Genomic DNA, 20,563 nt, shown 5'->3' with positions numbered 1-20,563 from the left:
GGCGATTGCACTTGGCTTCACGCAGGGATTGTAATGTCGCGGGACATTACCCATGATAGAAAATTAGAAATCAATACAACTATAAGTATAAAAACTATTGTTTCTTTGCCACGTCTGGCGAAAACTGTATGCGTTTCGGCAAGGTTTGCTTGAACTTTGCAGTCTCCTATGAATCTATCGAGACACATTACATTTTATTTCGATTCGTCGTTTTGACGGTACTTTTGTTTTTTGACTGAGATTTATATTGGGAGTCATATTTCATGCCTTTTCACGCCACGGCTGCGGCCGTATCCGCACGTCCGAACGGCATCTCCACCTTCCGCAACCATCTCCTGTGCAGCGTCTGCACGGCCATGCTTATGGCTGGGTCCGGGGGAATAGCGTTGGCCGCCCCTGAGACGCCTCCGCCTGCGGCTGATACCGCCGCACCGACATCGCAGCCCGCTGCCGCAAAACCTGATTCAACCACGCCGGCGGCAACTGCGACCGCAGAACCGGCCGCGAGATCCCTGGCACCGGTTCCGACAGCAAAAACCGATACGCCCAAAGCCACGCGGATCACGGTTAAAAGCGGTGAGACCAGAGCAGCTTCTCCTGGTGACATGGACAATAGCTTCGTCGTCGAAAACGGCGGCGAGTTGAACACCTGGGGTGATCATGGTTTTGGTTTGGTGAAAGACGTCCTCGTTCAGGGTGTCAAGGCGTGGGATATAACTGAGAATGGCGGCATCGGCGGCTTTGTATTTTTCCGCGACAAAGAGAGCAACCTCGAAAGTGGCACAGTCGATCTGGGCGGCGGACTAGTAGTCGGCGACCTGGCAACGGCTGACACGGTCACTGTCCGCAACGGCGGCAAGCTGGTAGCCAGGAATGGGGGCAAAGTGAAAGACCTGACTGTCGAGGGCAACAAGGCGTGGGATACAACTGAGAATAGCGGCATTGGCGGCGTTGCATTTATCCATGACAATGGGAGCAGCATTGAACGCGGTACAGTCGATCTTGGCGGCTTTTTGCAAGTTTACAATCAGGCAACGGCTGACAAGGTCACTGTCCGCAATGGCGGCAGGCTGAATGTCTCGACTGGTGGTTGGGTGAAAGATGTCCTCGTTCAAGGTGACAAAGCGTGGGATGCATCTGGGAAAGGCGGCGTCGGCGGTCTCGCGTACATCCTCGGCAATGGAAGTAGGCTCGAAACAGGTACCGTCAATCAAGGCGGCTTCATGCAGGTTTATAGTGAGGCAAGCGCTGGCACTGTCACCGTCAACAATGGCGGCATGCTGGTTGTACAAAAACAAAGCAAGATCGATGATGTCACCGTCAATGGCGGTTATGTCTCAACCGTTGGCCGTATCAATAAAGCTACTGTCAGCAAAAACGGTGACACGGTTGGCGTACTGGATGTTCTCGACGAGGGAACGGCAGGCGCTGCCCACATCAATGTGGGCGGTGCGCTTGGTGTCGAGGCTGGAGGTGTGGCGGAGGACGTCACCCTGGATGGCGGCAGCGCTGTGACCAAGGGCAGGATCGTAAAAGCCACTGTCAACAAAGGCGGCAAGCTGGATGTCAAAGCCGGAGGCAAGGCGGACGATGTCACCGTAAAAGATCACGGCACCGCCTATACCAGCGGCGAGATCGTCAAAGCCGTCGTGAATTCGAATGGCGTGCTCACTGTTCAGGCTGGCGGCAAGGCCGGTGATGTCACCCTGCGTGAAAACACAGGAAATGGTGGACTTGTTGTTTCTGCCGGGGGCACGGTGACTGACATCACGTCCGCTGGCGGCAATGCTCAGATCTCAGGGGAAATCACGGGCAGAAGTACCTTCTATGGTGGCGCAGTCGATGTCAACGCGGGCGGAAAGATGGCTAATATCAGCATGAATGGCGGCTCTGCAATTGTCTTTGATCAAGGCCAAATCACCGGCAAGAGCACCATCGACAATGGCGGACGGTTTGGTGTTGCGCCCGGCGGCAAGGCCGGAGATATCATACTGAATGGCGGTCCATCAGCTATCAATGCCAGTGTCGTGACGGTGGCCGGAACCGCAGGCAATATCACGATCAACAAAAAAGGTAGTCTCAACGGTGCCGGCACTGTCGGAAATGTGATGGTGCATGCGGGTGGCGGGATCTTTCCTGGCGCGGGCGCGGGAGACGGCATGTTTTCTCCACTGAAAGCAACCGGCAATGTGACGTTTGACAAGGACAGCTTTTTCTCCGTGAGTATCGCCAATAACGGCACCAAGGCCGATAAACTGGACGTGCAAGGAAAGGCCGAGCTTCTTGGTGGTGTCGTCCAGGTGCGTGCGCAAGATATCGACAAAGAAACAGGCAAGCTGGCAATACTGAGCGAGGAGCAGGTCAGGAAACTGTTCCAGAAAAGCTTTGTTGTTCTGGAAGCCAAGAACGGCGTGGTGGGGAAGTTCGAGAAGGTCGAGCAACAAGCCAATTATAAGTACATCACGCCCTCGCTTGCCTACGATAACACGACAGTCAAGCTTGGTTTTGAGCTGACCGAAGCGGCCAAGAACAACGAGGCAGCGGAAAAGCTTGCCGCCAAGAAGCAGAAGCAGGACGAGGATGATGCCAGGGCCGCTCAGAAAGCGATACAGGACCTTGGCAACGAGCTGAAGCTGAAGGAGGCAGAGATTGACCGGGCGAAGGCGCAGAAAGATATCGACGAGAAGCAGAAGCTTACCGACCGGAACAATGTAGCAGCCGAGGCGAAGGCCAATGAGGATAAGATACAGAAGCTTAACGCCGAGCTGAAGCAAAAGAAGGACGAGGCTGACAGGCTGAAGTCCGAGCAGCAGGCCGCCCAGAAAACGATACAGGATCTTGGCGGCCAGCTGAGGCTGAAGGAGGCAGAGATTGACCGGGTGAAGGCCGAGATGCAGAATTTCAAGGAACAGGTGAAGACGCAGAAAGACGTTGACGATACCGACCGGGCGAAGGTTGCAACCGAGGCGAAGGCCAATGAGGATAAGATACAGAAGCTTAACGCCGAGTTGAAGCAAAAGCAGGGCGAGGCCGACAGCCTGAAGGCTGAGAAGCAGGCCGCTCAGAAAACGATACAGAAACTTGACGGCCAGCTGAAGCAGAAGCAGGACGAGGCCGGCAGCCTGAAGGCTGAGAAGCAGAAGCTCGAAGAACAGGCGAAGCTGGTAACCGATGCCAAGGCCGCAGAGGAAAAAGCCAAGCAAGAGGCAGCGGCACTGGCCGAAGCGGAGCGCCTCAAAACCCAGCTGTTGGAAGAACGGGTCAAGAACCTCGTTCTGGTCGATGCGGTCACACCCAACCAGAAGAGCACCGGCCATGCGGTGATGCAACTTGGTCTCGGCAACCGTTTGTTGCAGACCGTGCTGTTCTCGCAAAAGGGTCAGGCGCTCGCCTATGACAGCCTGTCGGGCGAGGCGCATGCCTCGTTGCGCGGCACGCTGTTGCAGGATGCCGGGCTGGTCAGCGGGGCGGCGAGCGAGCGGGTGCGCGCCGCCTTTGACGGCGTCGCCGCCAAAGCCGCGCCGGTTGCAACGCCGCTCGCCTATGGGCCGGAGGCGAAGGACAAGCGGAATGCCGGTGAGGCGTTTGATGCCGCAACGCCCGCACCAGTCGCCGCAACCACCGCTGTGTGGGGACAGGCCTATGGCGGCTGGAGCCATGGCGCCAGCGATGGCAATGCGGCCGCCTATAGCAGAAACACCGGCGGCATCGTCACCGGCATCGATGCCCTGATTGCCGGGACATGGCGGCTGGGCGTGCTGGCCGGTTACGGCTCGACGTCGCTGCATGGGGCGGGGTCGTCCGTCTCCGCCGACAGCTATCAGGTTGGTATCTATGGCGGCACGAGGATCGATGCGCTGACCTTGAGCCTCGGCACGGTGCTGGCGCATCATGAGATCGATACGCGCCGCACGGTGTCGTTCGGCACGCTGGAGGAGACGGACACCGCCGGCTACAGCGCCAACACGGTGCAGCTCTTCGGTGAAGCCGCCTACCGCATCGAGACGCCCTATGCGGCGCTCGAACCCTTTGCCGCGGCGGCCTATACCCACCTGAAGACGGCAGGCTTTACCGAAACCGGTGGCATCGCCGCCCTGTCGGCGCCATCATCCAGCACGGACCTGACGACGACGACACTCGGGCTCAGGGCATCGCGCGCCTTCACCCTCGGCCATGCCACGACGCTGACGGCGCGCGGCATGGCCGGCTGGCGGCATGCCTATGGCGATGTGACACCGCAGGCGCAGCTGGCCTTTGCCAGCGGCGGCGAAAACTTCGACGTCAGCGGCCTGCCTGTTGCCGCCGATGCGGCGCTTGTCGAAGCCGGTCTCGCCTTCGATATCGGCAGGGCCACCACACTCGGCCTCACCTATGCCGGCCAGTTCTCCTCCGGCGTCAACGACAACGCGGTCAAAGCCGATCTGACGGTACGGTTCTGAGCCGTGGTTTGAACAGAGCGGCAGGCTGCGCAAGTGGCCTACCGTTTGCTTGTTGGCCGGACGAGGCTGCTACTGCTGCAGGCCGGGATAGGCCCACAGGCCCGACACGCGCATCAGGTCGCGATAGATCACCAGCCGCTCATCCGCCGAAACCTTGGCCGCTTCGTCCAGTGACGGTGCATCGAGTGCCACGACAGGTACGACATTGGCGCCGATGCCATACTGCTTCAGCGCATCTTCCAGCAGGGTCCGGGCGCGGCGCATATGGCTGGAACTGGTGACCAGAATGACGCTGTCGGCCGTGTGCCGCTTCAGGAGATTGGCGACATTCAGCACATTGCCGACCGTGTCCTTGGATTTGTCCTCGATCAGGATCCGGTCGCGGTCGACGCCCTTTTCCACCAGCCACTTGGTCATGAGATCGCCCTCGGTGACACCCGCCTGCGGCTGGCCGCCGGTGACCATGACGCGCGCCGCCGGGTTGGCCTGCGCCGCCTTCAGCGTCACATCGAGCCGGTCGAGTAGCGGCTTTTCCATCGTGCCATCCTTGGCCAGCGCGTAGCCGAGCGCCACGATCATCACCTTGCCGGCCAATACGGGCACATCGGCATTGGGCTTGTCCGCGATGATCTGTTCGGCGCGCACGAAGCGCTGGCGATAGGCTTCGGCCCTGTCGCGGTCGAGCCCGGCCAGCGCCTGATGCGCCAGCGCGGCGCCTGTTTCATCGTTGCCGACATGGGCCAGCGCCTCGATCCACGCCTGCGCCTCGAACGAGGTCTGGTCCTTGGCCAGGATGTCCTGATAGGTGGCGCGCGCCTCGCTCACCTTCTTCTGCAGGATCTGCGAGGAGGCGACGGCAAAGCGGAAATTCAGCTGCTCCGGCGCCAGCTTCGACGCCTCGGCGAAGGATTGTTCCACCACGTCGTAGCGGCCATGCAGTGTGATGCCCTTGAAAATCTCGGCTTCCGCCTTTTTGACGTCGCCGCCCGACCAGTAATACTGCATGCCGGTGTCGACGAGGGTTTTTATGCGCTCGGCATTCTGCGGATCGAAGGCGCGGGCGGGCAGTGCTACGGTGAGGGCGAGAAGGGCGGCGGTTGCGGCAAGGACGAGACGTTTCATGGGCGCTTTCTCCAGCGGGCTGTTGGGACGGGCGCAGGTTAACCGCGACGCACGGTTTTGCAATCGCCCGTGATCACCGCTTTTTGACGCCGCACCGGTTTTGTCCGAGGGCTCGCACGTCTATATGACAGGGGTACGATCATCTCCGCCGGAGCTCTCCCATGTACATCGTTTCGCTGAATTATATCGCGCCGCTCGACGCGCTCGATGCGGCCGTTCCCGCGCACATCGCCTTTCTCGACCGCCATTATGCCAGCGGAACTTTTCTCGCCTCGGGCCGCAAGGTGCCGCGCACCGGCGGGGTGATTCTGGCGCGGAGCGAGAGCGAGGAGGCGCTGCGCGCCATTCTGGCTGAAGATCCGTTCTGGCAGAAGAAACTTGCGACCTATGACATCCAGCAATTCACGGCGACAAAGACGCAGAAGGGACTGGAAGGCCTGCTGGATTGACATCGCCGCGGTTTGAAACGGTTCCGGCTCTCTCATGGGATTTGCGCGATGGTGTTTTTCATCCGGAGCGCCGGTTTTAAACGTTTATGCCTGTGAATCGTGCTTCCGCCGGATTTGAATGATGGGGCGGGCAGTGGACGGCTGCCCGCCGCGATCTTTCAACCGATTTATACGGGTGGTACGATGACCCATGCAAATTTTATTGATACCGGTACTTTCAAATTCAATGTAGTAGAACTCAACGGCCGTATTGGTGCCGAAATCCAGAATATTCGACTTGATGGCGACCTGCCTGATGCCGATATAGCCGCGATCAATAGTCTGCTGCTGCGCCACAAGGTGGTTTTCTTTCGCGATCAGGGGCATCTTGACGATGCGCAGCAGGAGCTTTTCGCCCGGCGTCTTGGCGACCTCGTTCCTCATCCCACGCAGGGCGCCGTACAAGGCACAGCTTCCATTCTCAACCTGGACACAAGCCGGGGCGGGGGACGCGCGGACCAGTGGCACACGGATGTGACGTTCGTTGATGCCTATCCAAAATTCTCGGTCCTGCGGGCGGTGGTTATCCCGGCAACGGGCGGGGACACGATCTGGGCCAATACGCACGCTGCCTATGAGAATCTTCCTGCACCGCTCAAGCTTCTGGCTGAACAATTATGGGCCGTTCACAGCAATCTTTATGATTATGCTGCGGCCCGGCCGCATGCGACCGAGGCGGAACGCCGGCACTATGAGGACGTCTTCACCTCAACAATCTACGAAACCGAGCATCCGGTGGTCAGGGTGCATCCGGAAACCGGCGAGCGCACCTTGCTGCTCGGCAATTTTGTCCAGCGTCTGTCCGGTCTTTCCAAGAGCGATTCTGCCAAACTCTACGCGCTTTTCCAATCCCACATTACCAGCCCGGAAAACACCATTCGCTGGCATTGGCGCGCCGGGGATGTGGCGATCTGGGACAATCGCGCAACCCAGCACTACGCGGTCAATGATTATGGCGACCAGCACCGTGTCGTACGCCGGGCCACGGTCGATGGGGATGTGCCGGTCAGTGTCGACGGAAGGCGCAGCTTTACCCACCGCAAGACAGCCAAGGCTTCAGCGCAGGCGGCCTGATCATCCACACCGAGGATCTGCCGGCGCGCCGCTGAACGCAATCACAGCAGCGGCGCGCAGTTGGCGCTTTTCAGAAAGGCATCGACCTGGGCTTTCCAGGACTGGTCGGGCACAAAGCCGCGCACGACGACAAAGCCCTCGTTCATGTCCGCCTCGATCAGCACGGAATTGGCCGCCGATACCGGCTTGGTCTTGTTGAGTTCGATCATCTGCAGGGGCCGGGCGATGACGAGATCGAGCTGGTCGGCAATGGCGGTGCGGTCGTTGATCGAATAGATGTTCTCGCCCTGCCGGTCATAGACGGAAATCGACCAGTAGGGCGCGGTGCCGACGCCGGTGATGCGGGCGGGAAGGTCGGTGATGTCGAAGCGGCAGGCCACGGCTTCGAACAGCGGATCGAGCGCTAGCGGCACGGTCTGCGCCGTCGCCTGCCGCACCACGGGGTGGAAGGCCCAGTCTTCGCCATAGTCTGATATGCGCGACCAGGCATTGCGGTCGGAATAGAGCGGCACAAGTAGCACCACGGCCACATGCACGATGCCGGCGCCGACCAGGCCGAAGAGCAGGGCGCGGATCAGTCTACCCATCGCAGCTCACCTTTTTCACCGCCGGGAAGGTCATGTCGACCAGGCCGGAATTGCCGCCGACCGGCGTATCGTAGAGCGTCATCACCAGCACCATGCGGCCGGAGCCGGCCGTTGCCAGCCAGTTGCCGGCCTGGGCTTTGGGCGAGACGGCAACGATGAATGCGCCGTTGTCACCGCGGAAAATCTGGCGCGAGTGCAGGGCCGGCGGCCGGTCCGCGCCGGGATCGAGCGGAATCAGCGCCAGATCCGCCGCATAAAGCGTCCAGAAGCGCGAATTGGGACTGTTGCCGGCCATGCGGTAGGTGCACTGGCGATTGAGCGCCTGCCCCTGGTCGTCGCGGTAGGCGTAGAAGGCCAGGCCCTCGGCGCTGCCGAGCGGAAACGCACCCTCGCGCGCCGCGCGCGCCTTGGCATAGGGGTCGGACTGCGGCGTGCCCGCATCGGGATAGCCGGTCCATTGCCCGATGGTCAGCGTGCCGAAACCGTCGAAGCGGTTGACCGCATACCATGCGCTCAGCGTGCCGCCGCCGACGGCAATGACAAGAGCGATGAGGGCAAGAAGCACATTTCGAAGCATGAACGATGACTACACGCGAACGGTGCGGTGAGGCAAGGTGGTGCTGACAATTACGATTGTATCCGATGTCCTAGAATGTGAGCGTCACGACAACCGTATCCGCATAGGAGCCCGCAGCGGGCGCAATGGCGATGGGCGTGGTCAATTGGCCTTCGACCGTATGTTTGTTGACCGCATTGACCGTGTTGCCAATCCCCGAAAGCTTGCTCCAGGGCGAGGATTCGCCCGACGCGGACTTGTTGAACAGCTGATAGGCCAGGAAATTGTCACCATTCTTCATGCGCCGCGTGCCGCCGTCGAAGTTTTTGCCGTTGTCGAGATCAAGCGTGTAGGGCGTTTCATAGGTGCAGCGCACATCGATATTGGTCGTTGCGCGGATCGCTCCGGCGCCGGCATTTGCTGCGGAAAGGGCGCCTCTTGTGCCGAAATCAATCGGATCGAACGTGTCCTGCTTTTCGCCCTTGTTCTCGAGCTGGCAGGTTGTCAGGACATCGGCTTGCAACTGGAATGGTGTCGTAACGCGCATCGGGTAGGCATCACGCTCCGATACTCCTGGGCAGTCGCGGTCCCCCGGGTCGAGGATCGTGAGGCTGACGAGATTATATGTCGACGTATATCTTCCTGCCCGCACCTTATCCTGGTTCGCGCGGGGAAGGTAGTCGGCCTTCAAATCCATAGTGCCATTGGAGATTTTTCCTTGCTTCTCTATTTTCAGAGCGCCTACGTCATCTCGAGCAGAGTCTACCGAACTGAATTTTCCCCTCCAGGCGAGGCGCGAATCGTTCCAGTCCTGTCCCTGATAAAATACGTTGCCATTGCCTCTCTCTGTCGGATTGACCGGCTCGATATAGGCACAAATCAAAGCGCTCCTATAAGAGGCTTCCTGAGGGCATTCATAGTCGATTTCGGCCTTAGTGGAGAGCGGACCCTTGGCGGCTGAAACCAAACTTCCTATCACTACGGAAGCAAATGACGGCGTGTTTTTGACCTTGCAGAAATGCGCCGATGCTGGTGATATCGACAGCAGGACAGTCAGGACCGACAGGGCGAGAAACCATCGACGCAGGATTATGATCTTCAAGGCTCCAGCCAGAATCGCAGGTTCGTGGCGGGCAGGGCTTGGACCAGGCATTGAACTTCCTCTTTCTAGCGGCATGGAATCGGGCCGATTTCCGGCTGCGCGCCGGGTTTGGCCGCATAATCGAACGTGGCGCGGCAGGTGCCGGCGTTTTCGGGCAGGGTGACGGTGACGCTGTTGCGGCCGGAAAGTCCGGTGAGGTACGTGCGGCCGTCATAGCCGGCAACGGTGAACTGGCTGGAGCCGTCAAGCTGCACCGCGGCGCCGAGCGGCAAAGGCTTGCCGTCCGGCCCGGTCAGATTGACGATGGCGGCATCGACTTTGCTGACACCGAAATCGACCACCGCACCGGAACGGTCGGCGGGCACGACAATGGCCTGCGTCTGTTCCGGCTGCAGATCGAACGACAGATTGGCCGGATCGATGGAAATGCGGTTGTTGCGGTAGGAATCCAGCGAGGGAACGAGGGCGCGTCCGCGGGAATTGGTTTTGGCGACGCGGCGGCTGTTGACCGAGACATCGACATTCGGACCGCCTGCCTTGACCACGGCGAAGGCATCATCGACGCGATTGGCCAGGAACACGCCGCCGCCAGCGGCAACGACGGAGCCCTCGATGGTGCCGGTCACGCGGCCCTGATCGCCGGATTGCTCGACGGAGCCCGAAAGCTGCGCCAGCCGCGTGCGGTAATTGGCACTGACCGAGCGGGCGCTGTTGCCGCCGCCACCCTCGCGATCCCGTATGGTCCAGCCGACAGCGCCTTCCTCAAGCCCGGAGGATCGCGACAGGCTGGTATCGACGCCGATGTGATCGCCATTGCGCGACAGGCTGGCCGAGGCGGTCATGTCCTTGCCGATGGGCATGGACAGGCCGGCATAGACACCGAAATCCCCGCCGCGGCTGAGATCGCCATAACCGGTGACATAGAGCGAGACCTTGTCGAACACCGTGCGCGACCAGGATGCGCTGACCAGGCTGGAATCGCTGTCGCGCCCGGCGCCATGAATGCGGGAGAAGCCGAGGCTGAGCGAGGAGGGATCGAAACCGAGCGGGAAGGAGAGGCCGACGCGATCGACCTGACGGCTGCGGGCGGAAACCGGTGTCTCGTAATTGTTGCGCCGGTCCGCCACCAGACCGACATCATTATAATCGCCGACCATGCGGTCGCCGCCGATATAGAAGGAATAGCCGTTGCGGGAGACCTGATAGAAGGCCGAAACCTTGCCGCCGAAATCGCCCTCATAACGGCTTGCCGCCACCGAGCCATTGACGGACCCGTAGGGGCCGAGGCTTGCGACAAAACCCGCGCCGGTATTGACCAGACTGCGGATGCCTTCCGCATGCCCTTCCAGGGTCAGCCAGTCGGCAAGGCCATAGCGGATGCTGGCGGAGGCGGCGATATCGCTGACATAGTCGAACGAGGTATAGCCATAGCCGAGGCGCGGAAAGCCGATTTCGGCGGAATAATCCACATAGCCCTTGCGCAGCATGCCCGGCGCAAAAAAATAGGAACGCTGGATCACGGATTCGCGACCGAGCGCGTCCTTCATGACAATGCGCGCATCGCCGCCACCGCCAAGAAAGGGCAGGCCGCTGAAATCGAACGGCCCGGACGGCACCTCGCCGGAATAGACCTTCATGTTGTTGAGATAGAGATCGAGTGTCGAGGGCACCGAGGCGCTGCCGCTGAGACTGGGGACGGGCGTGGTGACCAGATCCGGGCGGATGCCGAAATTGCGCCTGATCTGCAGGCCGCCCAGCCGATAGGACGAACTCCACGAAAGCGCGCCGGAAACGGTATCGCCGATCTGATAGGTCAGCATGCGCTTCGGATCGACATAGCGCCAGTTGCTGTCCAGCCGGGCGATGTCATAGCGTCCCGCATCGAAGGGGTTCATCCGGCCGAGACCGCTCGTCGACAGCGTGCCGAAGGGCGTCAGCAGCCGTGACTCGGCACTGCCGCTCAGGCTGCCGTCAAGATTGTCGCCATGCCAGTTGGAGCCTGACGTGGCATAGAGGGTGTAGTTCGTCACCAGCCCGAAATCCGAACGGACCGCGGAATAATCGATCGGCTCGCTCTCGCTGCCGAGATCGACCGTCGTCGGCTCGCGCGCCTGATCCGGCGCGGTGAAGGCGATCATCTGGTCCACGTCATTATATTCCCAGGCAACGCCCGGCAGGCTGTCGAGCGAGATGAAACCATCCTTGCCGGCGACACCGCGCTCCGCGCGGAACCCGGCCTTGCGCAGCTCGTCCGGCGTCGCCGCCAGCCTGCCGTCGGGCAGGTGCCGGAAACGGGCAAGCACGCGCGAGGCATTGTCATTGACCTTGACGCCAAGCAAGAGCTCCTGCCCGGATGCGGGCAATTGCGGTGTGATCGGCGGTGCCTCCTGGGCCAGGGCGGGCGACAGGGCGCCCGCCAGACAAAACCCCATGCAGGCAAGACGCAGATCAAGGCGTGACGACAACTGTCTGATTGACCGCATAGTCATCCCCCTTGGCCGTGACATTGACGCTGGCGCCGGGCTGGATGCGCTGCGCACCCGCACTGACGGTCCAGCGCCGGGTCGAGCCGGGCAGGACATAGCCGTTGAGCCCTTCACCGAAGGAAACCGTCCCGGCCTTGGAGGCGACCGCGAGACCGGCGATCTTGGCATGGCGGTTGCCCACATTGGTGGCCTCGGCAATGAGGGTCTTGCCGGCGCGGCTGATATTCCATTTGAGCTCGGCACCGGCGGCCCGTTCGGCGAAAAACACCGGGATGGAATAGCGGATGGCCAGATCCACCGCGCTTGACGGGCGGCGTATATTGACCTCGGGCAGCTGGTCGACGAGCAGCCGGTAGGTTTCCTCGCCGGATTTCAGCGGCGGGGCGATGCGGGCAATGCGGATCGTATAGGTTGTGCCGGGTTGCAGCGTCGCGGCGGGCGGGCTGGCGACCACATCGCGGCTTGGTGTGAGCTGATCCTCGCCGTTCACCTGGGTCCAGGAAAACACCCGGACCTGGACATTGACGGGACGGTCACCCTCATTGCGCAGATTGACCGTGGACGTCTGGCCCGGGGCGGTCAGATCGACGGAGACAGGCGAAACCTGCAGCGGCGCTGCCAGGGCGGTGTTGTTGAAAGCCAGCATGGAGGTAAAAGAGGCTATGGCGAAGAGCAGCTTCGCGGGACGGGGAAAAATCATAAAAAATCCAGTCTAAATATTTGAAAAATATAAATAAATTGGTATAAAAGAGGATCGTGAAAAAGCAGGTCTGCCCGATTTTCGGCCGGGTGGGTCGGGGAATAGGGGTGCGTATGAACAACGCGGCCGGATCGGCGACATTGCTGTTGCCGACCAGAATGCCGATCAGAAACGAACCTCCACAGTCACCGTGTCCGTATAGGTACCACTGGCAGCCGAGGCTACATCCGTTGCCTCGATACGTCCGTAAACCGGAACAGACGTCACAGCGCCGTCTGCCTTTCCACCGGCGAGAGCGCCGTTATCTAAAGAGGTTTTATCCCGCAATAATTGACTCACAGAAGGATAAGAAGGGTCTGATTTTGGTATTTTCGGCGGATTCATCGGTACTGAGTAGGATGCCCATTTCTCATTGCGCGTGGCGCGCGAAAATAATTGGTAGGCGATATAGTCGCCTTTATCGTTTTTCATTCGGCGTGAGCTCTTTTTTTTCTCCCTCATTACTACCTGAACCAAGACCAATCGTGTAATCAACGCCTTTAGTGCACTGGATCGTAAGGGCACCCTCTATATCGATGTTTCCGGTCACAAGACCAATGGTTCCAAAATCAAGAACGGCATCACCGCCGGGATTGACCGTACATCCCTTGTCAATTGTCATCTTGATTTGCAGGTTGTTTGTGGACGGGGAGCCGGACCAGGCGGAAACGCTGGATGCAATCAGCGCGGACAGGGCAATGACGGGGATAACAATTTTCATTGTCGCTCCTAAAATATGGTTCAAAGTAGCTGATCGAGAGCGTGCATTGGCTGCACGCTGCTCGCCACATGAAAGTCGAAAAATGTTCGGGACAATCAGAAAGTGACTGTTACTGTCACCGTGTCGCTGTACGCGCCGGTAGCAACGACCGCTGCCAACTTCGGCACGCGGCCGTAGACCTGATAAGACTGCACGGTGCCGTCTCCGATTTTAGAGGTAACGGTGTCTTTTTTGTCAGTATTTCCCCAGACGGTCTTGCGGCCCTCGTCCGCATACAATTGATAGCCGACGTAGTCATTGGCGCCAGGGCCCTTCATCCGGCGGGTGGCAACATCACCCAGATTGGAGGGATTGGCACCGGCATTCAGGCCAATGCTGTAAGGCGTGTTATTGGTGCACATGACCTTGATGGTGCCCGCGTTATCGGCATCTTGATTCAGAATAGCCGGCGTTCCGAAATTAAGAGTGGCCTCGCCGTCAGGATTGACCTTGCATTCCTGGCTGATCGTTATCTTGACGGTCAAATTGCCGGTAGTGGAGCCGGCAGACCAGCCGGAAACGGTGGAGGCAAGGAGGGCGGATACGGCGATAATGGGGACGAAAACTTTCATCATTTCTCCTAAAGGGATGGTTCAAAATCAATGTCTGAAAATGACTGGCGAGTACAACGTTACTCACGCAGCAGTATAATTACCGGTTCAACGATAGCCAGAAGACACAGGATTTCAACCCGTAAATTTCAACTTATTCATAATACTTTAGTATAGTATATCGCGTATTTAGCGTACTATAGATTGCATTTAATGCTTAAATTCAACCTTAGATTCAACCTTGAATATGTTGCCGTGCGGCGGCAGGTGATCGCTGCAAGCACAACCTGGCCCGCATTTCCGCTGCGCGCGGGGCATGGCGAATCAGTATTCCGCGCGGTTGTTCGTGCGGGTTCACCCTTCGAAAAGCTCAGGAAGCTCACCGCATGGTGCGTGGTTCGACAAGCTCACCATGAGGGAGGTGGTTTGGTGCGAGGTTAATCACAACCGTTGCAGAACTGGCTCCCTGCAATCCCCCACGTTCCTCATGGTGAGCGAGTTTCAAGCCAGCCGTCGACCTTGCAGATTTTAGATCCCTGCAATCCCCACCTCCCTCATGGTGAGCTTGTCGAACCACGCACGGCATCGCGGCAAGTGGCTTCAGCGGGCGGAGATTTTCGTCGGCACATCGGGCAGTTTCAGTGCCGGTGCCTCCTTCAGCGCCTGGCCGATTTCACGCAGCGAAGTGACGGTGGCATTGGAGAGCACGCGCGGGCGTTCGGCTGCCTTCAGCGCTTCTGCATCATCACCCGTGGCCGGTTTGGCGGCCGCCACCTTGTCCTGCTTCGGCATCGCCGGATCGATGCCGGGAATGGGCTTCAGATCGATGTTCTGGTGGGCATAGTTCATGAAGCGCTGCCAGGTCATCGCCGGCAGGATGCCGCCGGTCAGTTCCTTGGTCGGGGTAAAGTTGTCGTTGCCGAACCAGACGGCCGCGGTGTAGTTGCCGGTGAAGCCGACGAACCAGGCATCGCGGTAACTCTGGGTCGTGCCTGTCTTGCCCGCCACGCGCGTCATCGGCAGGGCGGCGCGCCGTCCCGTGCCCCATTCCGGCACCTGGCTGAGCATGATGTTCATGTTGAAGGCCGCCTTTTCGGTGAGCGCCCGGTGCGGCTTGTTCCCGTCGGTTTTCCAGTCCCACAGGAGCTTGCCGTTCTGGTCGCTCACCTGGGTGAAGGCATGGCGCACGCCGGCAAGGCCGCCGGTGGCAAAAGTGTTGTAGCCCGTCGCCTGATCCATGACCGTCATGCCCGAGGTGCCGAGCACCATGGTCTTGTGCGAACTGATCACCGATTCCACGCCCATGGCTTTCGCCAGCGCCACGATGGGCGCCGTCGTCAGATAATCCTTGGCGAGGCGCACCGGCACCGTGTTGATGGATTTGACCAGCGCGGTGGTGAGGTCGATCTGGCCGAGATATTGCCGCGAATAGTTCTGCGGCGACCAGTTGCCCCAGGACACGGCGCCCCCCGAAATCATGGTCTTGGGCGTCATGCCCTTTTCCATGGCAGCGGCATAGACATAGGGCTTGAACGAGGAACCGGCCTGGCGCAGCGCCGCCGTGGCGCGGTTGAACTGGCTTTCGCCATAGTCGCGCCCGCCGACGATGGCGCGCACCGCGCCGTTGGTTTCCAGGACGACGATGGCCGCCTGCGTCACATGGTATTCCTTGCCGAACTGGCGCAGGTGATATTCCGCCGATTCCTCCGCCGCCTTCTGGATGCCGGTATCGAGCGTGGTGCGCACGACGAGGGTGTGCGAGGGCAGTTTCTGGCCGACGCGGCGGATCTCGTCAAACGCCCAGTCGAGGAAATAATCTGGGCTCTCCGAGCGGGCACGGTCCACAACCGTTGCGGGATTGCGCCGGGCACCCACCACCTGGCCTTCGGTCATCAGTCCGCCCTGCACGAGATTGCTCAGGACCACATTGGCGCGGGCGCGGGCGGCAGGCAGGTTGACATGCGGCGCATATTTGGCCGGGGCCTTGAACAGGCCGGCAAGCATGGCCGCTTCGGCGAGGTTCACATCCTTGACGCTCTTGCCGAAATAGAATTCGGAGGCCGCGGCGATGCCGAACGTGCCGCCGCCCATATAGGCGCGATCGAGATAGGTCTGCAGGATTTCCTTTTTCGACAGGTTGGATTCCAACCACAGCGCCAGGAACGCCTCCTTGATCTTGCGGTCGAGGCTGCGCTCATTGGTCAGGAACAGGTTTTTTGCCAGCTGCTGGGTGATGGTGGAGCCACCCTGGACCACGGAATTGGCACGCAGGTTTTCCGTCATGGCGCGGGAAAGACCAAGGAAATCAATGCCGAAATGGTCGAAGAAGCGGCGGTCTTCCGTGGCCAGCACCGCCTTGATCACGTGGTCCGGCAATTCGTCGATGGGCACAGCGCTGCGGTGCAGAATGCCGCGCTGGCCGATCTCGTTGCCGTAGCGGTCGAGGAAGGTGACGGCGAAATCGTCGCGCGTGCGCCAGTTCTTTTCCGTGTCGTGGAAGGCGGGAATGGCGAGCGTCAGCATGACCACGGAACCGGCGGTGCCCCAGGTAAAGCCTTCGCTGAGGAGTTCGACGACGCCGCGCCGCCAGCCCGATACATGGAAGCGGCGGAAGAAGATGGTGGTGTCTTCCCAGAATTCGGCGAGACGGAAACGCAGCTCGTACAGCGACGAATCGATCCAGGCATCAAGTCCAAGCAGAGGCGAGACCTTGAATCGCTTGCGTTTCTTCTCGGTCAGAGTGTTTTTGGCCCGAGGCTCGTTCATCATGCCAATCTCTTGTCTGCCTGTCGTCAGCCACATCGCGCGCGAAGATATGATGTAACCGATTACGCTTAACAGCTTCTTATGATGGCCGTTATAAGACCGCGGCAGTCCGTTTCGTCCCTTTCTATCTCAAGGAAAAATTTAACTCTTTTTCTGATCGGGCGACAAGGGGCGCAGCCGCCAACACCGAGATTTGATGGAGTCCGGGGCGGCAAAAATTCCACTTGCAATTGTGTTCCGGTGATGGATTGCTGTGGTTTTTGGCGGGAGCGAAAGAGCATGTCCATCGAACACTGGCTGGCATTTGTTGCGGCATCGGCACTCCTTCTGGCCATTCCCGGCCCGACCATCCTGCTGGTCATTTCCTATGCGCTCGGCCATGGCCGCCGCTTTGCCGCTGCAACCGTTGCGGGTGTGGCGCTGGGCGATTTCACCGCCATGACGGCCTCCATGCTGGGGCTTGGCGCCTTGCTTGCCGCCTCCGCCGCGATCTTCACCGTGCTCAAATGGATCGGCGCGGCCTATCTGATCTATCTCGGCATCAAGCTGTGGCGCGCCCCGGTGGCGGACACCGCCGCCGCAGGCGAAGCGCAGGAGAGCGATGGAAGCGCGCTGCGTATCTTCCTGCACACCTATGTGGTGACGGCGCTGAACCCCAAGAGCATCATCTTTTTCGTGGCGTTCCTGCCGCAGTTTCTCGATACGGCACGGCCGGTCTTCACCCAGATGCTGATCTTCGAGACGACATTCCTGGTGCTGGCAACGCTCAACGCCGGAACCTATGCGCTGATGGCCTCCATGGCGCGCCAGACCATCCGCAAGCCGAGGGTGCAGCGGGTGGTCAACCGCACCGGCGGTTCGCTGATGATCGGGGCAGGGCTGCTGGCGCTCGGCTGGAGGAAGGCATCCGCCTGACGGCGGGGGTATTGAAAGAAAATAATCATATTTAGGAAAATAGTCCTTGACTGCGTGACGGAACTTGTGTAGGGTCTGGTTATCATCAGAAATGTGCCCGGATCATTCCGGTGGCGGGCGATCTGATCTTCCAGGAATTGGCCATGACAGTGATGGAGCGCGGCGAGAGCGCGCTGTGCCGCCGGCACGCCTATGATCTCTGCCGGCACTACGGGATTTCAGCCGATGCAATGGCGCCGGTGTTCGGCATCGGCCGGACGGAATTCGAGCAGCGCATCCTCGATGACGGGCTGACGCTTGCATATCTGGAATGCCAGAACACGGAAATGACCCTCATTCACGATCTCATGGCGCTTGTGCGCAAGGAGCTGGAGCAACTGCAACTGGGAGACGAGACGGCGACGGCGAAGACACGGCTGGATGCCCTGGCGCAGCTTGCCCGCACCATGGATCGCCTCAGCGACATGCAGGAGAAGCGCGTTGAACAGCAGCGGTCCATGCTCATGCTGAGCCCGGAAGAGTTGCGCGAAGCGCTGGTGCGCATCGACGGAAGAATCCATGAACTTGCCCTCTGCCGCGCCGACGAACTGGTGCAGCGACAATCTCAGCCCGGTGCAGATGCAGGCACTGATCAACGAATGGGTGTTCCAGGGACGGGCGAACCAGCAACCGCCGCATAGGGATTGGCGGACATGGCTGATCCTTGGCGGGCGCGGTTCCGGCAAGACCCGCGCCGGGGCGGAGTGGGTCAACAGCATCGTGCAGGGCTTTCCGCCCTTCCGGCCGCGGCCATCCCTCAGCATCGCGCTGGTGGGCGAAACGCTTGCCGATGTGCGCGAGGTCATGGTCGACGGCCCGTCCGGGATCATGGCGGTATCGCGGGCCGAGCGGCCGCGTTTCGAGGTGACGCGCCGGCGGCTCGTCTGGGCCAATGGCGCGACGGCGGCAATGTTCTCCTCGGAGGATCCCGACAGCCTGCGCGGGCCGCAATTCGATGCCGCCTGGGGCGACGAACTGGGCTGTCCGGCAGTCGACAAGGGCCCCAACCAGCCCAATGTCTTTCCCGATGCCAAATCCTCCGAGGGAGCGTTTCCGTATTTTTCCGATCACGGCCGCAGCGACCTCGCACAGAACCGTTTTCTGCGTGCCCATCTGGACCATTGGCACAGCCATGGCGGCGCCATGCTGAATACGGGCCGCGTCTATGTCTGGGCCTGGGATACGAGGCCGTTTCCGGAGTTTCCCCTCAACCGCAAGCTCTGGTCCGACGGCGACAACTGGACCTCGGGGCATTGGCTGAACGGCAGGCTTTCCGGGGTTGCGCTCGATGAGCTGATTGGCGCTGTTCTCGCCGATTTCGGCGTTGCCGGGGTGGATGCGAGTGCGGCCGATGGCTTTGTCAGCGGTTTGATCGTCGAAGAGCCTGCACATGCCCGGTCGGTCCTTGAGCCGCTGCTTGAGGTGTTTGGCATCAACGCTTTCGAAGACGGTGCGACGCTGGTGTTTCAAAGCGCGGCGCGTATGCCCGCGCAAACCGCACTGATCGATGAATTCGTCGAGCCCGATGACAGGGGGCCGGTGCAGCGGAAACTGCATGAAATCATGGAGCAGCCCGCCCGGGTCGAAATCGCCTATCGCGATCCGATGCTCGACTATCAGGTGGCGATGGCATCCGCTGGAAGGGCCGACGGCAAGGGGACGGAAAATCTCGCCATTGCGGCCATGCTTGAGGCGGGTCAGGTCAAAGGCCTGGCGGAGGACTGGCTGCAGGCACACCGTGCCGCCCGGCGGACCGTATCATTCGAATTGCCGTGGAAGCATGCCGCCTTGAAGGTGGGCAGCCGCATCCGGCTGGATGGCTCCATGCCAGTCAAGGATTATCTCGTCACCTCCATTGAAGACGGCGCAACCCGCCGTGTCGAGGCAAAAGGCCTGCCCCGGCATGTACAGTATGCGGACAGGGCGGGATTGCCCGCTTCCGCGGCAACGGCAACGGTGGCGGTGTTCGGCCGTCCGCGGTTTCATCTGTGCGATCTGCCGATGTGGCCGGGTGCTGAAAATCCGCTTGATCAGTTGCGGGTTGCCGCCTTTGCCAGGCCGTGGGCGGGCGCATCCGTTCATGCCTCGCCGGAAGACACCGGTTTTGAGGCGCGGGCCGCGCTGCCGGATCGGGCGGTGATGGGCAGGCTGGCGGAAACCCTGCCGGGCGGTGTCAGCGGCCGCCTGCTCGGCAATGCCGGTCTGGAGGTCGATCTTGACTTCGGCGAGCTGCGTTCCACCACGCTGCCGCAGCTCTTCAACGGGGCGAATTCGGCGCTTCTGGCATCCCCCGACGGCCAATGGGAAATCCTGCAGTTCCTGCATGCCGAGGAGGTTGCTGCCGACCGGTGGCGTTTGTCCGGCCTGCTGCGCGGGCAATGCGGAACCGAGCGGGAGGCATTGCAGCCGCGGGAAAGGCATACGCCCTTCATCCTTCTGGACGGTGCGGTGATGCCGGCGGGATTGAAAGCCCGGGAAACGGGCTTGGCCTTGCGCTGGCGCATTGGTGCGGCGGGCCAGGATTTTTCCGACCGCTATTTCAGCACGGTGACAATGACGGGAGGCATCCGGGCGCTCGAGCCGCTCGAACCCGTCCACCTCAGCGGCAGGGCAGATGAGCAGGGCAATCTGCATATTGCCTGGATACGGCGCGGGCGCATCGATGCGGACAGCTGGCTGGCTGCGGAAATTCCGCTGGGTGAGGAGCGCGAGGCCTATCGGATCGAAATACGGAGCAGCGGCAAATTGATCCGGTCGACCGAGGTTGTGCGGCCGGAATGGCTTTATCCGGCGGCGCTGCGCCTGGCGGATTTCGGCAGTCTTGCAAGCGCAGTCGATTTCAGCGTCGCCATGATTTCCAGCGCTGCCGGTGCGGGAAGATTCGCCCGTGCCGTTTTTGATACGCAGACAAAAGCCCTTTAAAATCAAACTGTTTCAAA

Annotated in this window: 17 protein-coding genes; 6 read left to right on the top strand and 11 right to left on the bottom strand. The window is 60.4% G+C overall.

The genetic code is table 11. From position 1 onward, the window contains the following. Positions 1–271: 271 nt before the first annotated feature. Positions 272–607 carry a hypothetical protein gene (locus ACZ25R_RS15850; protein ID WP_472461506.1) on the bottom strand — a complete coding sequence of 112 codons (336 nt, stop codon included), beginning with the start codon at positions 605–607 and terminating at the stop codon, positions 272–274. On the opposite strand from ACZ25R_RS15850, the gene ACZ25R_RS15845 reads away from it, so the two are divergent. Continuing rightward, entirely contained in the window at positions 606–4,439 is a 3,834-nt protein-coding gene (locus tag ACZ25R_RS15845) for an autotransporter outer membrane beta-barrel domain-containing protein (protein WP_472461505.1), read from the top strand. The two genes, ACZ25R_RS15850 and ACZ25R_RS15845, sit on opposite strands and share 2 nt — an antisense overlap. 69 nt (positions 4,440–4,508) lie before the next feature. Here ACZ25R_RS15845 and ACZ25R_RS15840 read toward each other — a convergent pair whose 3' ends face one another. Continuing rightward, the gene (locus ACZ25R_RS15840; protein WP_472461504.1) at positions 4,509–5,561 is read right to left on the bottom strand and encodes a YdcF family protein; all 1,053 of its coding nucleotides are present in this window, start codon (positions 5,559–5,561) and stop codon (positions 4,509–4,511) included. Between the two features lie 161 nt (positions 5,562–5,722). Here ACZ25R_RS15840 and ACZ25R_RS15835 point away from each other — a divergent pair, with 161 nt between their 5' ends. Both ACZ25R_RS15835 and ACZ25R_RS15830 read left to right on the top strand, forming a co-directional pair. Then, positions 5,723–6,010: a YciI family protein gene (locus ACZ25R_RS15835; protein ID WP_472461503.1), complete on the top strand. Its 288-nt coding sequence runs from the start codon at positions 5,723–5,725 to the stop codon at positions 6,008–6,010. Between the two features lie 183 nt (positions 6,011–6,193). Next, the gene (locus tag ACZ25R_RS15830) at positions 6,194–7,123 is read left to right on the top strand and encodes a TauD/TfdA dioxygenase family protein (RefSeq protein ID WP_472461502.1); all 930 of its coding nucleotides are present in this window, start codon (positions 6,194–6,196) and stop codon (positions 7,121–7,123) included. A 41-nt stretch (positions 7,124–7,164) separates the two neighbouring features. Here ACZ25R_RS15830 and ACZ25R_RS15825 read toward each other — a convergent pair whose 3' ends face one another. The 9 genes from ACZ25R_RS15825 to ACZ25R_RS15785 form a co-directional block, all read right to left on the bottom strand. Then, the gene (locus ACZ25R_RS15825; RefSeq protein ID WP_346305130.1) at positions 7,165–7,710 is read right to left on the bottom strand and encodes a DUF1254 domain-containing protein; all 546 of its coding nucleotides are present in this window, start codon (positions 7,708–7,710) and stop codon (positions 7,165–7,167) included. Continuing rightward, positions 7,703–8,287, bottom strand: a complete 585-nt coding sequence (locus tag ACZ25R_RS15820; RefSeq protein ID WP_464663051.1) for a DUF1214 domain-containing protein — start codon at positions 8,285–8,287, stop codon at positions 7,703–7,705. Before ACZ25R_RS15820 ends, ACZ25R_RS15825 begins: the two co-directional genes overlap by 8 nt. Before the next feature lie 70 nt (positions 8,288–8,357). Beyond that, entirely contained in the window at positions 8,358–9,419 is a 1,062-nt protein-coding gene (locus ACZ25R_RS15815) for a Csu type fimbrial protein (protein ID WP_472461501.1), read from the bottom strand. Positions 9,420–9,433: 14 nt separating this feature from the next. Next, the gene (locus ACZ25R_RS15810) at positions 9,434–11,851 is read right to left on the bottom strand and encodes a fimbria/pilus outer membrane usher protein (protein WP_472461500.1); all 2,418 of its coding nucleotides are present in this window, start codon (positions 11,849–11,851) and stop codon (positions 9,434–9,436) included. After that, on the bottom strand, positions 11,817–12,554 hold the full coding sequence (locus ACZ25R_RS15805; protein ID WP_472461499.1) for a fimbrial biogenesis chaperone: 738 nt from the start codon (positions 12,552–12,554) through the stop codon (positions 11,817–11,819). The genes ACZ25R_RS15810 and ACZ25R_RS15805 overlap by 35 nt, the downstream gene beginning before the upstream one ends. Before the next feature lie 165 nt (positions 12,555–12,719). Continuing rightward, positions 12,720–13,025 (bottom strand): spore coat protein U domain-containing protein, encoded by a 306-nt coding sequence (locus tag ACZ25R_RS15800; RefSeq protein WP_472461498.1) that lies wholly within the window; start codon positions 13,023–13,025, stop codon positions 12,720–12,722. Further along, a complete protein-coding gene (locus ACZ25R_RS15795) occupies positions 13,012–13,314 on the bottom strand; it encodes a spore coat protein U domain-containing protein (RefSeq protein ID WP_472461497.1) in 303 nt (100 codons plus the stop codon). Before ACZ25R_RS15795 ends, ACZ25R_RS15800 begins: the two co-directional genes overlap by 14 nt. Positions 13,315–13,409: 95 nt before the next feature. After that, the gene (locus ACZ25R_RS15790) at positions 13,410–13,925 is read right to left on the bottom strand and encodes a Csu type fimbrial protein (RefSeq protein WP_472461496.1); all 516 of its coding nucleotides are present in this window, start codon (positions 13,923–13,925) and stop codon (positions 13,410–13,412) included. 579 nt (positions 13,926–14,504) lie between these two features. Further along, on the bottom strand, positions 14,505–16,673 hold the full coding sequence (locus ACZ25R_RS15785) for a transglycosylase domain-containing protein (protein ID WP_472461495.1): 2,169 nt from the start codon (positions 16,671–16,673) through the stop codon (positions 14,505–14,507). A gap of 276 nt (positions 16,674–16,949) precedes the next feature. Here ACZ25R_RS15785 and ACZ25R_RS15780 point away from each other — a divergent pair, with 276 nt between their 5' ends. From ACZ25R_RS15780 to ACZ25R_RS15770, 3 genes are all read left to right on the top strand, one after another. Beyond that, positions 16,950–17,585: a LysE family translocator gene (locus tag ACZ25R_RS15780; RefSeq protein ID WP_472461494.1), complete on the top strand. Its 636-nt coding sequence runs from the start codon at positions 16,950–16,952 to the stop codon at positions 17,583–17,585. A gap of 143 nt (positions 17,586–17,728) precedes the next feature. After that, positions 17,729–18,265, top strand: coding sequence for a hypothetical protein (locus tag ACZ25R_RS15775; protein ID WP_472461493.1), 537 nt, complete (start codon positions 17,729–17,731; stop codon positions 18,263–18,265). After that, positions 18,150–20,546, top strand: a complete 2,397-nt coding sequence (locus ACZ25R_RS15770) for a phage tail protein (protein WP_472462499.1) — start codon at positions 18,150–18,152, stop codon at positions 20,544–20,546. The genes ACZ25R_RS15775 and ACZ25R_RS15770 overlap by 116 nt, the downstream gene beginning before the upstream one ends. Positions 20,547–20,563: the final 17 nt, after the last annotated feature.

This window comes from Phyllobacterium sp. RCAM01083, from assembly GCF_055685835.1.
This window is presented reverse-complemented; position numbering and strand designations above follow the sequence as displayed.